The 12,352-nt window shown below is 66.0% G+C and carries 11 protein-coding genes, 1 tRNA gene and 3 pseudogenes; 11 read left to right on the top strand and 4 right to left on the bottom strand.

The genetic code is table 11. The features are described 5' to 3' along the window. The 3 genes from AC2VOU_RS11290 to AC2VOU_RS11280 form a co-directional block, all read left to right on the top strand. Positions 1-850, top strand: an 850-nt coding sequence (locus AC2VOU_RS11290) for a YncE family protein (protein WP_486957454.1), incomplete at its 5' end; no start/stop codon positions are given. Further along, positions 847-1,098, top strand: a complete 252-nt coding sequence (locus tag AC2VOU_RS11285) for a DUF5703 family protein (RefSeq protein ID WP_486957453.1) — start codon at positions 847-849, stop codon at positions 1,096-1,098. The genes AC2VOU_RS11290 and AC2VOU_RS11285, both read left to right, overlap by 4 nt. A 2-nt stretch (positions 1,099-1,100) precedes the next feature. After that, entirely contained in the window at positions 1,101-2,183 is a 1,083-nt protein-coding gene (locus tag AC2VOU_RS11280) for a quinone-dependent dihydroorotate dehydrogenase (RefSeq protein ID WP_486957457.1), read from the top strand. A 5-nt stretch (positions 2,184-2,188) separates the two neighbouring features. On the opposite strand, the gene AC2VOU_RS11275 is transcribed toward AC2VOU_RS11280, so the two are convergent. Further along, entirely contained in the window at positions 2,189-2,719 is a 531-nt protein-coding gene (locus tag AC2VOU_RS11275; RefSeq protein ID WP_486957452.1) for a YbhB/YbcL family Raf kinase inhibitor-like protein, read from the bottom strand. Between the two features lie 27 nt (positions 2,720-2,746). Next, positions 2,747-4,102: a M20/M25/M40 family metallo-hydrolase gene (locus AC2VOU_RS11270; RefSeq protein ID WP_486957456.1), complete on the bottom strand. Its 1,356-nt coding sequence runs from the start codon at positions 4,100-4,102 to the stop codon at positions 2,747-2,749. Positions 4,103-4,185: 83 nt separating this feature from the next. Between AC2VOU_RS11270 and AC2VOU_RS11265 the strand changes: the two genes are divergently transcribed. The 4 genes and pseudogenes from AC2VOU_RS11265 (at position 4,186) to AC2VOU_RS11250 (ending at position 6,709) form a co-directional block, all read left to right on the top strand. Further along, positions 4,186-4,271 (top strand) — tRNA-Leu (locus AC2VOU_RS11265). A 73-nt stretch (positions 4,272-4,344) separates the two neighbouring features. Further along, a pseudogene (locus AC2VOU_RS11260) lies at positions 4,345-4,666 on the top strand (type II toxin-antitoxin system Phd/YefM family antitoxin); the annotation flags it as partial. Between the two features lie 3 nt (positions 4,667-4,669). Next, positions 4,670-5,104: a type II toxin-antitoxin system VapC family toxin gene (locus AC2VOU_RS11255; protein WP_486957451.1), complete on the top strand. Its 435-nt coding sequence runs from the start codon at positions 4,670-4,672 to the stop codon at positions 5,102-5,104. A 348-nt stretch (positions 5,105-5,452) separates the two neighbouring features. Then, positions 5,453-6,709: an ATP-binding protein gene (locus AC2VOU_RS11250; RefSeq protein WP_486957450.1), complete on the top strand. Its 1,257-nt coding sequence runs from the start codon at positions 5,453-5,455 to the stop codon at positions 6,707-6,709. A 469-nt stretch (positions 6,710-7,178) separates the two neighbouring features. Here the strand turns inward: AC2VOU_RS11250 and AC2VOU_RS11245 are convergent, their stop codons facing one another. After that, entirely contained in the window at positions 7,179-7,934 is a 756-nt protein-coding gene (locus AC2VOU_RS11245) for a DUF2182 domain-containing protein (protein ID WP_486957449.1), read from the bottom strand. Between the two features lie 85 nt (positions 7,935-8,019). Between AC2VOU_RS11245 and csoR the strand changes: the two genes are divergently transcribed. The 4 genes and pseudogenes from csoR to AC2VOU_RS11225 all read left to right on the top strand — a co-directional run. Beyond that, complete coding sequence (gene csoR, locus AC2VOU_RS11240) at positions 8,020-8,391, top strand: copper-sensing transcriptional repressor CsoR (RefSeq protein ID WP_486957448.1); 372 nt, start codon at positions 8,020-8,022, stop codon at positions 8,389-8,391. Between the two features lie 157 nt (positions 8,392-8,548). Beyond that, positions 8,549-8,863: a DUF1490 family protein gene (locus AC2VOU_RS11235; protein WP_486957447.1), complete on the top strand. Its 315-nt coding sequence runs from the start codon at positions 8,549-8,551 to the stop codon at positions 8,861-8,863. A 55-nt stretch (positions 8,864-8,918) separates the two neighbouring features. Continuing rightward, the gene (locus AC2VOU_RS11230) at positions 8,919-11,270 is read left to right on the top strand and encodes a copper-translocating P-type ATPase (protein WP_486957455.1); all 2,352 of its coding nucleotides are present in this window, start codon (positions 8,919-8,921) and stop codon (positions 11,268-11,270) included. A gap of 198 nt (positions 11,271-11,468) precedes the next feature. Next, a pseudogene (locus AC2VOU_RS11225) lies at positions 11,469-12,125 on the top strand (phosphoribosyltransferase); the annotation flags it as partial. On the opposite strand, the pseudogene AC2VOU_RS11220 reads toward AC2VOU_RS11225, so the two are convergent. Next, positions 12,122-12,352 (bottom strand): annotated as a pseudogene (locus AC2VOU_RS11220) (hypothetical protein); the annotation flags it as partial. The pseudogenes AC2VOU_RS11225 and AC2VOU_RS11220 overlap by 4 nt on opposite strands.

Genomic DNA, 12,352 nt, shown 5'->3' with positions numbered 1-12,352 from the left:
GCAGAGCGCGGTGTTCGACGGCCGGACCGGTCAGCTGGTGACCGTCGCCCCGGGGCCCACCGCCGCCGCGCCGTCGATACTGTCTTTGCTGGGCATTCAGCAAAGCTCGCCGCGGGTGATCTCGCTACCCGGCCCGGCGACCGGACTGACCGGCGACAACGCCGGTACCGGCTATCTGTCCACCCGCGGCGGATATTTCCTGGTAGACCTGGCCGCCGGAGATGCCACGCGGGTCAGCCTCGGCGGCGCCGAGCACGTGGACTTCACCGCCATCACCCGGCGCGCCGACGGCACCGTGGTGCTGGGCACCGCTGACGGCGCGCTGTACTCCCATGTGCCTGGAGCGGCCGAGACCAATCGGATGCAGGTGCATGCACACGTTGATTCACTCGCCGTTCAGGGCAATACTGTCGCCGTCCTGGATCGGGGTCAGACGTCGATCGTCACGGTAGGAGCCGACGGGCGCATCGGGCAGTCGCTGCGTGCCGGTCAGGGCGCCACCACGATGGTGGCCGATCCGGCGGGCCGGCTGCTGGTCACCGACACCCGGGGCGGCGAGCTGCTGGTGTTCGGGGTCGACCCGCTGATCCTGCGTCAGGCGTACCCGATCGCGGACTCACCCTACGGCGTCGTCGGATCGCGCGGGTTGGCCTGGGTGTCGCAGACCGCGGCGAATACTGTCGTTGGTTACGATCTGACAACCGGAATCCCACTGGAAAAGGTACGGTACCCCTCCGTGCGGCAACCCAACGCGCTGGCCTTCGACGATGCCGCGGGCACGCTATTTGTGGTCTCGGGCGCCGGTGATGGCGTCCAGGTGATCGAGCATGCGGCGACGGGCGCGCATTGACGGCGGCGCGGCAGGCCAGGATGCCGGTGGAGTGGACTACCGACCTGTCCGACGAATACGAGTGGGCCCCGTTGCGCCTGCCCCCGGAGATCACCCGGGTAAGCGCGTCGACCCGGCTGTCCATCGAAGCGGAATACCGCGGCTGGGAACTGACCCGGGTTCGGCTCTATACCGACGGGAGTAGACGAGTTTTGTTGCGCCGCAAGAAGTCCCGTACGGAGACCGTGACCGGCCAACCGGACCCGTGACAGTGCCCCCCGAGACTGCGCCGGCCTACGCAGCGCTGCGCCGCTTACTGTTCCTCGTTCCCGCAGAACGCGTCCACCGCATCGTGTTCGCCGGACTGCGCGGCGCCACCGCCGCCACCCCGGTCCGGCGTCAACTGAGCCGCCGGCTGGCGCCGACCGACCCGCTGCTGGCCAGCACGCTGTTCGGCGTCCGCTTTCCCGGCCCGCTGGGCCTTGCCGCCGGCTTCGACAAAGACGGTGCAGGGCTCAACGCCTGGGGCGCACTGGGTTTCGGCTACGCCGAAGTCGGCACCGTCACCGCCCGCGCGCAGCCGGGCAACCCGCAGCCCAGGCTGTTTCGGCTGCCCGACGACCGCGCGTTGCTCAACAGGATGGGCTTCAACAACCACGGCGCTGCCGCACTGGCCACCAGGTTGACCAGCCACCGGTCCGACGTGCCGATCGGTGTCAACATCGGCAAAACCAAGACCACCGCAGCCCAGGATGCCGCGCAAGACTACCGCGCCAGCGCGCGACTGGTCGGACCGCACGCCGCGTATCTGGTGGTCAATGTGAGCTCACCGAACACCCCGGGACTGCGCGACTTGCAGACCGTCGAATCGCTGCGCGCGATCTTGTCTGCCGTGCTAGCCGAGACATCGACACCGGTGCTGGTGAAGATCGCCCCCGACCTGGCCGACACCGACATCGACGACATCGCGGACCTGGCAATCGAACTCGGCCTGGCCGGGATTGTCGCGACCAACACCACGGTGTCGCGCGAGGGCCTGCATACGCCGGGCGTCGAGCAACTCGGCAGCGGCGGCATCTCCGGGCCGCCGCTGCGCGCCCGCGCCGGCGAGGTGCTCCGGCGGCTCTACGGCCGGGTCGGTGACCGGCAGACGCTGATCAGCGTCGGCGGCATCGAAACCGTCGACGACGCCTGGGACCGGATCACCGCGGGAGCGTCACTGCTGCAAGGCTATACCGGCTTCATCTACGGCGGAGGCCTGTGGGCCAAGCACATTCACGACGGCCTGGCTTTCCGGCTGCGGGAAGGCGGATTTGGATCGCTGAGCGACGCCGTGGGGTCCGCAGCCCGCTAATCCGGTTACTTCTGCTCGTAAGTCGCGTGGATCACCGCGCGCGCAAGCGCATGCTGAAAGAGGTTGAAACCAAGATACGCTGGACTGGCATCCTCGGGCAGGTCGAGCTTGTCGACGCCGACCGCATGCACCGCGACGTAGTACCGGTGCGGGCCGTGACCCGCCGGCGGCGCGGCTCCGATGTAGCGACGCTGGCCGGCGTCGTTGACGAGCGTCAAAGCGCCCCCGGGCAGGTCGCTGCCCGCGCCGGCGCCGGCGGGCAGTTCGTGGACCGATGCGGGCAGGTTGGCCACCGCCCAGTGCCAGAAGCCCGACGCCGTCGGTGCATCCGGATCAAAGACGGTCACCGCGAAACTTTTTGTGCCGGAGGGAAATCCGGACCAGGACAGCTGCGGGCTGACATCCTCGCCGCCAGCGCCCATGATGCCGCTGACTTGCGGCTTCGCCAGCGCCTGCCCGTCGGCGAACGACGCCGACTCCAGCGCAAAGGTCGGCAACTTCGGCAGTGTGGCGTACGGATCGGGTGATGCGGTCATAATTGGAGTCCCCTCTCGAGTTATCGGCTAGCAGTGCATCAGAAAGTGTGCGAGCACCTCGGTGCCGAACTTCAACGCCTCAACGGGTACCCGTTCGTCGATGCCGTGGAACAAGGCCGCGAAATCCAGGTCGGGCGGCAACCGCAACGGCGCAAATCCGAAGCAGCGAATCCCCAAGCGTTCGAACGCTTTCGCGTCGGTTCCACCGGAAAGCATGTACGGCACGATCCGGGCGTCTGGGTCGACGGCCAGCAGCGCCGCGTTCATGGCATCGACCAGGTCACCGTCGAATGTCGTCTCATACGACGGGAGGCTGGTCACCCATTCGCGCGTCACGTCGGGCCCGATCAACTCGTCGACCTCGGCCTCGAATGCCGCGAGACGGCCGGGCAGCACCCGGCAATCCACGATCGCTTCGGCGGTGGCGGGCACCACGTTCGTCTTGTACCCGGCCTTGAGCATCGTCGGATTGGCGGTGTCGCGCAGCGTTGCCTTCACGATCCGCGCGATCGGCCCGAGCTTTTCGACGGCCCCGTCCAGGTCGGGCGAATCGGTGTCGAAGGTCAATCCGGTTTCTTCGCCGACCGCGGCCAGAAATTGGACGACGCTGTCGGTCGCCACCACCGGAAAGACGTGACGGCCCAGCCGCGCGACCGCCTCGGCGAGCGTGGTGACTGCATTGTGGTCATGGACCATCGAGCCGTGACCCGGTCGACCGCGAGCGGTCAGCCGCATCCAGTGCATGCTCTTCTCCGCGGTCTCGATCAGGTAGAGCCGCCGCTCGCCACCGCCGCGTCGGGGCACCGTCAGCGAGAACCCGCCGACCTCGCCGACCGCCTCGGTGATGCCCTCGAACAGGTCGGGCCGATTGTCGACCAGCCACTGCGACCCGTAGGTGCCGCCGTTCTCCTCGTCGGCGACGAACGCGAACACCAGGTCGCGCGGCGGGACGATGCCGTTGCGCCGGAAATGCCGCGCCAAGACCAGCATCATCCCGACCATGTCCTTCATGTCGACTGCGCCGCGGCCCCAAACGTAGCCGTCCTCGACCGCGCCGGAGAACGGGTGCACACTCCACTCCGCGGGCTCCGCGGGTACTACGTCGAGGTGCCCGTGGATCAGCAGCGCACCGCGTGAGCTGTCTGCGCCTTTCAGGCGGGCGAACACATTGCCCCGACCCGGAGCGCCCGATTCCAGGTAGTCGACCTGGTAGCCGACCTCCTCCAGCTGCGCAGCCACCCAGCGGGCGCAGTCGGCCTCGCCTTTGGTGGTTTCCAGATCGCCGGTGTTGGTGGTGTCGAATTGGATCAACGTGCTGACCACGTCGACGACGTCGTCGATGGGACTCTCGGCGGGCAACGTCACAGTCACCTTTCCTACCATTGGCGCCGGCACGCTTCCCGCCGGGCAGGTTTGGGCGCGGGCCGACCCATCCGATAGCCTTAGCTGCCAATTCATTGGCGTCGGTCCGAGTGGCGGAATGGCAGACGCGCTAGCTTGAGGTGCTAGTGCCCTATTAATGGGCGTGGGGGTTCAAGTCCCCCCTCGGACACAATTTGTTAGCTAAAAATATGGAAAACCCGCTATGCGCTAGATCAGAGCGAGTTTTCTGCATTTGCTGGTATCGTTGCCGCACTCAGTAGTGATATGTACAAGTCGCGGTTCAATGAGTGTACAGTTCACGGTGTGGATGTATCCGTGACCGAGTTGCGCGCGCACCTCAGCGATTGGCTCGATCGAGCTCGGGCTGGTGGTGAGGTCGTCATCACCGACCGCGGGATTCCGGTCGCGCGACTCGCTGCGCTGGACAGCGCAGGCACCTTGGAGCGTCTCACGGCAGAAGGCGTGATTGGCAAGGCCACCACGCAGCGGCCCGTCGCTGCGGGGCGGTCCGGACCCCGACCGCGGCGACCGGTGTCTGACCAGGTCAGCGACCAGCGGCGCTGACCGGTGCCGCTCGTCTACTTCGACGCCAGCGCCTTCGTCAAACTTCTCACCACCGAGACAGGGAGCTCCCTGGCGTCCGCGCTATGGGACGGCTGCGACGCCGCATTGTCCAGCCGCCTGGCCTACCCGGAAGTCCGCGCCGCACTCGCCGCAGCAGTCCGCAATCACGACCTAACCGAATCCGAACTCGCCGAAGCCGAGCGTGACTGGGAGGACTTCTGGGCCGCCACCCTCCCAGTCGAACTCACCGCGACGGTTGAACAGCACGCCGGCCACCTCGCCCGAGCCCATGCCTTGCGCGGAGCCGACGCTGTTCATCTGGCCAGCGCGTTGGCTGTCGGTGAGCCCGGCCTAATCGTCGCCGTTTGGGACCGACGCCTGCACACCGGAGCCCAAGCCGCCGGCTGCCGAGTCGCCCCCGCCCAACTCGACCCCTAGCCCGACCGCTCAACGTTCGAGTGGGTCAACCCCAGCGCGGACGACGATCAAATGCCGATTCGCCAGGTCAGGACCCGTGTCGCAGATGGCCAAATCCCCCTCGGACACAAAAAGTTAGCTATTCCGATAGTGAACTCTTCTTGAACTTAGCAAAGCCGGCTTTATGTGTTTGCTGACATCGATGGTAATCGCTGTCCTCCGCCACATGACTACGCGGACCGAGTTATCACTCGTCCATGAACACCGATCCCGTCGACGGCCGGCGGTCCACAGCTGCAATCACCAAAGTGTAGTGGCCAGCGCCCATAAACTGTAGTCACAAATGGACACAAACTGTAGTCTATAGCTGTGGAGTATCAATCGCGAGTCGCTGATCAGCTCCTGCGCGACCGTCTGACTTCCGCCGGCGCTGTGGTATTGGAAGGACCAAAGGCGTGCGGGAAAACATGGACCGCGCGCCAATTCGCGGCCAGCGAAGTCCTGCTCGATGTCGACTCCAGTGCCCGCCACGCGCTCGACGCCGACCCGGCCCTGATCCTCGGCGGAGCACCACCACGGCTTGTCGACGAATGGCAGATCGGCGGGACCCCGCTGTGGAATCATGTGCGGCGCGCTATCGATGACCGGCAATCAGCCGGACAGTTCATCCTCACCGGCTCGTCGACTCCGGCAGACGACGTGACGCGACATAGTGGGGCCGGGCGGTTCGCCAGGATCTCGATGCGCCCGATGTCGCTGTACGAGGTCGGCGATTCCACCGGCGACATCTCTGTAGCCGGCCTCCTAGCCGGAAAGCACACATCCTGTCCAGATCCCGGACTGGGAGTACGAGACCTCATCGATCGCATCGCAATCGGCGGCTGGCCCTCCAACCTGGACAGCACCGTCGATAGCGCGCTGCAGCGCAACATTGACTACCTGGATCATGCGCGCGAAGTCGATATCCCATCGATCTCTGGGTCGCGGCGCGACCCCGAACGCCTGCGACGATTACTGGCGTCACTGGCGCGAAACACCGCAACCGAGGTGAAGATCTCTGCACTGGCACGCGAAACGTTGGGCGACAACGAAATAGCACTCGCTCGAACCACTATCTACGATTACCTGGCCGCGCTCGAACGGCTCATGCTTATCGACGACGTGCCAGCCTGGTCAACGCACCTGCGATCCAGGGCGACGCTGCGACAAGAACCCAAACGTCACTTCGTCGATCCTTCACTTGCCGTCGCGGCACTTGCCAGCACCCCGAAACGGCTGCTGGACGATCTCGGTTTCGGTGGATTCCTGTTCGAGTCCCTCGTAGTGCGGGATCTGCGGGTACTGACGTCACCCCTGCGCGGAACCGTTGCGCACTACCGGGACAGCAACGGCGTAGAGGTCGATGTCATTCTTCAGATCCCCGATGGGACGTGGGGAGCTTTCGAAGTGAAGCTCGGCACCGGCCGCATCGACGACGCGGCCGCGTCCCTGCTGCGGTTCGTCTCGACCGTAGACACGGAGAAAGCCGGTGAGCCCGCCGTTCTGGGCGTCATCACCACGGCAACCTACGGCTACACCCGCAAGGACGGAATCCAGGTGATACCCGTCGCCGCCCTACGCCCATGAAGCACACGAACCACAATTAACAGGATCAACGACTCACCTCAAAGACCTCAACCCGTGTCGCAGGTGACCAAGTCCCCTGGGACACAATTTGTTAGCTATATTCAGCCAATACGCCTGAAAGCTCATTTTAAGAATTTGCTGCATAATTAACGCTTGCGACGAATGGCCTCGAATCCCCTCGGACACATCCGGCGACACGGCTGAAGCCAGCGGTCGCCGCGACCCGTTTACCCGCGCGAGGTCATCATGGGATCACCTGACGATCGGCCTCAACGACGGCTTGGGCGTTGTCGCACTGGTGAAACGCCCCATCGCCGGCGCGCATGGTCTTCGAATCCGGGTCGGTGAAGTTGCGCTGCGCTTAGGGCTTCGGGACGGCCCGCTGTGCTGCGGTTTTTTGCTATTGCCGGTGGCGGCGTCACCGTCGTCACCACGCCTACGAGACGTCCGCGGAACGGGCCGACACTCGTTAAAGGAGATGGGTAACAAACACGGGATGTACCAGGAGTACAACACCGAGAACCAGGAGCATCGCCGCCGTCGCACGCCTCAGCTGATCGCCGAAAGGGGCTACTCTTTCCAGCCAGATCGCAATCGTGATCGCCAACATCCACGCCAATTGCATTGTCCCGAAGGCGATCAGCACCACCATCAGCAGCCAACACGAACCGAGGCAAAACACGCCATGGCGTCCTCCGGCCAGTAATGCCCGGGCCGGGCTGACGCTGGGCTCGCCGCGCTCGTGGCACGAGGACGTCGGCAGCCGGCAGCATCGCAGACACGTGACCTTTAGCGGTGTGAGCTGATACACACCCGCGATCACCGCCGTCACACCGGCCACGCGCCCGGCCCAGAGCGAGGTGTGCAGCATCGGGTCGAGAGGATTCGACGCAAAAAAGGCGGGGATGCCGACCACGCTCCAGACGGCCAGATATCCGGTGACGAACATGATCGCTGATGCGACGTTATGGGCATAGGGGCGAGCAACGGGCAGGACCGCCGGAAGCATCATCGCTGCCATCATGGCCACCCACCCGAAGAGGTAAACGGTCAACGACGCCAAGGACACCGCGGACTGGGCGCCCATCGACATCGACATCGCGTCGCCGCGCATGGCGACCGCGCTGGCCACAGACCACCACCAGCCCAGACCCGCCGCGATCAGCAGAACCGCCGGCAACCACACATCGGTCCACGACCGCACCGGTATTTGTCTGTTGCTCAATTCGGCGCTCCTTTTGATTGGCGCCCAGCATAGAACTATGGCGCAGCCTACTCCCTCCCCGGGTGGGGTAGGGTACGATGGGACGATGCGGTGTTGTGGTGAGCAAGAATTGACGGCTAAGAAGCGTGCGGCGCTGAATCGGCTCAAGACGGTCCGGGGCCATCTCGACGGGATCATTCGGATGCTGGAGTCCGATGCGTACTGCGTCGATGTGATGAAGCAGATCTCAGCGGTGCAGTCCTCGCTGGAGCGGGCCAATCGGGTGATGTTGCACAACCACTTGGAGACCTGCTTTTCCACGGCGGTCCTCGCTGGTCACGGTCAGGCGGCCATTGAGGAGCTCACCGATGCGGTCAAGTTCACGCCGGCGCTGACCGGTCCGCTGGCACAGCTCAGCGGTGCCGCGGTCGGCGAATCGCTTGATGACCAACCGGCAACGGAAACGAGCCCGCGATGACGCGAGGTTTCCCGCGGCCGGCCATCGGCTGAGGCAAGGGATCGACAGGGCACGCCGGTGGCCGCAAAGGCTGCGGCCCGGAGGCAGGCGTAGCGATCACGACCGTACCTGTCCGCGGCACGGTCGGCCCACAACAAAACCGAAGGGAACGTTCGAGATGGTCTTACACGGAATTTATGGACTCGTCACCAAGGCGGCGCCCACGGTGGTGACCGGCGTGGTGGGGGCTGCGGCCTATGAGGCGGTGTCGAAGGCCCCGTGGCGCAAGGCAACGGTTAGCGCGACTGCTTTGGGTTTGCGTGCTGCGCGCGTAACCGAGCGCAAGACCAAGCAGACCGCCGAGAAGGCTCGGCTAACGGCCGCCGACATACTCGCCGAGGCGGTAGAACGCATCGGCCAGGAAATTCCAGGACCGGCAGCGACGGAGACGGCCCAGACCACGACCCCTGAGGCTGATGGTGCTCACAGCTGAGGCCGCCGCTGGTGCCGACGTCGCGCTGGCCGTTGTCTCAGCTGCGGCGGGGCGGATGCGGGTGCGCGCCACCGGGTTCGCCTTCGACACGGCGCGGGGCGCCGCGATCGAGGAGACGGTCGGCAAGGTGAGCGGTGTGCGCGCCGTGCGCGCCTATCCGCAAACGGCATCCGTGGTGATCTGGTACTCACCCGCCCACTGCGATACCGCTGCCGTTCTGTCGGCGATCACCGACGGAGTGTGCAGCCCCGCGGCGTTGGCGCCCACGCGTGCTGCACACTCGGCCGATCTCGGCAACGGCGGCATCGTGGGGAAAGTCGTCGGCGGGATCGCTCGCGTCCTGCTGAGTCTGCGCGGTGACGAGCTCGGCCGTCCGCCGGAGATGCACAGGCTGCAGGCTGCGCTGGAAGGTATCGGCTATCACCTCGAGCCGGTTACTGTGACGCAGCTGCCGCCGCGCGAGCAGGCCAAGAGCGGGATCCGCTTCTGGTTGCGGCGGGTGTGGATCGCGTGGCCGTTGGGCCTGCTGGCGTCTGGCGCGACGATGTTCTTCGGCGCTGCCTCGTGGGCGGGATGGTTGGCATTCGCCGCGACGATACCGGTGCAATTCATTGCCGGCTGGCCATTCCTGGTGGGGGCCGTGCAGCAGGCACGGGAGCGCTCGGCGAACATGAACACGCTGATCACGCTGGGAACGCTGACCGCGTTTGCCTACTCCACCTATCAGTTGTTCGCCGGCGGGCCACTGTTCTTCGACACCGCTGCGCTGATCATCGCCTTCGTGGTGCTGGGCCGCTATTTCGAAGCCACGGCACATGGCAAGACGCGAGAGGCGATCAGCAAGCTGCTGGAGATGGGCGCCAAGGAAGCCCGGCTGCTGGTCGACGGGCAAGAAATCCTCGTGCCGGTGGAGCGGGTGCAGGTCGGAGACCTTGTGCTGGTTCGGCCCGGGGAGAAGATCCCGGTCGATGGTGAGGTCATCGATGGCCGCGCCGCCGTCGACGAGTCGATGCTCACTGGGGAATCTGTCCCGGTCGAAAAATCGGTGGGTGACCGCGTGGCGGGAGCAACCGTCAACGCCGATGGGCTGCTGACCGTGCGGGCCACTGCTGTCGGGGCCGACACCGCGCTGGCCCACATTGTGCGTCTGGTCGAGGAGGCCCAGGGTGGTAAGGCACCGGTACAGCAGCTAGCAGATCGGATTTCGGCGGTGTTCGTGCCGGCGGTCGTCGGCGTCGCCGTCGCGACATTTGCCGGCTGGGCGCTGCTGGCCGCCAACCCGCTCGCGGGCATGACCGCCGCCGTCGCGGTGCTGATCATCGCCTGCCCGTGCGCTTTGGGTCTGGCCACCCCCACCGCGATCATGGTTGGCACCGGCCGCGGCGCCGACCTGGGAATCCTGGTCAAGGGCGGCGAGGTGCTCGAGGCCTCGAAGAAGATCGACATCGTCGTGTTCGACAAGACGGGCACCCTGACCCGTGCCCAGATGCGGCTCACCGACGTGGTTGCCGACAAGCGCCGCCAGCCGAATCTGGTGCTGCGGATCGCCGCTGCGGTCGAGTCGGGCTCCGAACATCCCATTGGTGCGGCCATTGTGGCCGCTGCGCGCGAGCGCGGGCTGGAGATCCCCGCCGCCACGGAGTTCGCCAGCCTGGCCGGGCACGGGGTGCGGGCCGACATCGATGGCCGAGCCGTGCTGGTCGGGCGGCGCAAGCTCGTCGACGAGCGCGGCCTGAGTTTGCCCGACCACCTCGCTGTGGCCGCCGCAGAACTCGAAGAGCAGGGCCGCACCGCCGTGTTCGTCGGCCGCGACGACCAGGTTATCGGTGTGCTCGCCGTGGCCGACACGGTCAAAGACGACGCCGCCGACGTGGTCCGTCAGCTACACGCCATGGGGCTGCAGGTCGCCATGATCACTGGCGACAACGCCCGCACGGCCGCCGCGATCGCCACGCAAGTTGGCATCGACCGCGTGTTGGCCGAGGTGTTGCCGCAGGACAAGGTCGCTGAGGTTCGCCGGCTTCAAGATGAGGGCCTGGTGGTCGCGATGGTGGGCGACGGTGTCAACGACGCCCCCGCCCTGGTGCAGGCCGATCTGGGCATTGCGATCGGCACCGGTACCGACGTGGCCGTCGAGGCCTCCGACATCACGCTGATGTCTGGCCGGCTTGACGGTGTCGTACTTGCGATCGAGCTCTCGCGGCAGACCCTGCGCACCATTCATCAGAACCTGGGCTGGGCGTTTGGCTACAACACCGCCGCTGTCCCACTGGCCGCATTCGGTTTGCTGAACCCTGTCATCGCGGGCGCGGCAATGGGGCTGTCCTCGATCAGCGTGGTGTCTAACTCGTTGCGGTTGCGCCGCTTCGGACGGCCGCCATACCTGACAGCTGGTCCCGGGCGGTGATTGTCTTGATTCCGAAAGGCGCCCAGCCTCGCTCGTCGAAAGTGCGGGGTTGGACGGGTAGAACGGCCAAGTCTCCTTCGGACATCCAACTTTCTTCGTCGAAAGTGCAACTGGCGACGCATCTGCCGAATAGTCGCGTCGCTCATTGCACTTTCGGAGCGGTGTGGATCCCGCCAGGTCCAAACTCGACACATGGGTCGACGTCACCCCCCACGCACCTTCCGCGACCGCCGCGACGCCGGTCGCGTGCTCGCCCGGGAATTGGAGTCGTATCGCGGACGACGCGGCCTGCTGGTGCTGGGGTTGGCCCGGGGCGGCATGCCAGTCGGCTGGGAGGTTGCCGCTGCGCTGGGCGCCGAACTTGACGTTTTTTTGGTCCGCAAGCTCGGGGTGCCGCAGTGGCCCGAGTTGGCAATGGGCGCCCTGGCCAGCGGTGGCGGCGTGGTGATGAATGACGACGTCGTGTCGAGCATGCGCATCAGCGACGAGCAGGTGCGCCGCGTCGTCGACGCGGAGACCACCGAACTGCGTCGCCGCGAGCACGTGTACCGGGGTGGACGCCCGCCGGCGGACCCGCACGGCAAGACCGTGATCGTGGTCGACGACGGAATCGCCACCGGCGCAAGCATCCTGGCCGCGGTACGTGCCCTACGCGGCGGCAGCCCGGACGCAATCGTGGTGGCTGCCCCGGTAGGACCGCAGTCGGTGTGCCGGCTACTGGCCAACGAGGCCGATGACGTGGTGTGCGCGACGATGCCCGAGGACTTCGACGCCGTCGGGCAGGTTTTCGCAGACTTCCGTCAAGTCAGCGACGACGAGGTGCGTCAACTACTGGCGACCCCGCCCTCGGGTTAGTGAGCGCTGTGCTCGTCGTCGGCGGGAGCGGAATCCAGGTGCACCGAAGCGCCGTCGGCTTCCTCGACGGCGTCCAACGGGTAGTCGTCTGCCACGTCGTCAGGTGCGTTCGGCGCGGACGAATCGTGAATCACCGCACCGGTCTCGCGCCGCCGCCGTTCCTGTAGCGCGTCGACGATCAGCAGCGCAACGCCCAACACGCTGGCAACGATGCAGACCCAGGCGAC

This window comes from Mycobacterium sp. TH-M25, assembly GCF_057473665.1.
This window is presented reverse-complemented; position numbering and strand designations above follow the sequence as displayed.

Excerpts from the sequence above, each read along its gene's own strand:
- AC2VOU_RS11275 (WP_486957452.1), bottom strand. The coding sequence starts at position 2,719 with ATGACCGCATCACCCGATCCGTACGCCACACTGCCGAAGTTGCCGACC.
- AC2VOU_RS11270 (WP_486957456.1), bottom strand. The coding sequence starts at position 4,102 with ATGGTAGGAAAGGTGACTGTGACGTTGCCCGCCGAGAGTCCCATCGAC.
- csoR (WP_486957448.1), top strand. The coding sequence starts at position 8,020 with ATGCGGTGTTGTGGTGAGCAAGAATTGACGGCTAAGAAGCGTGCGGCG.
- AC2VOU_RS11235 (WP_486957447.1), top strand. The coding sequence starts at position 8,549 with ATGGTCTTACACGGAATTTATGGACTCGTCACCAAGGCGGCGCCCACG.
- AC2VOU_RS11230 (WP_486957455.1), top strand. The coding sequence starts at position 8,919 with ATGCGGGTGCGCGCCACCGGGTTCGCCTTCGACACGGCGCGGGGCGCC.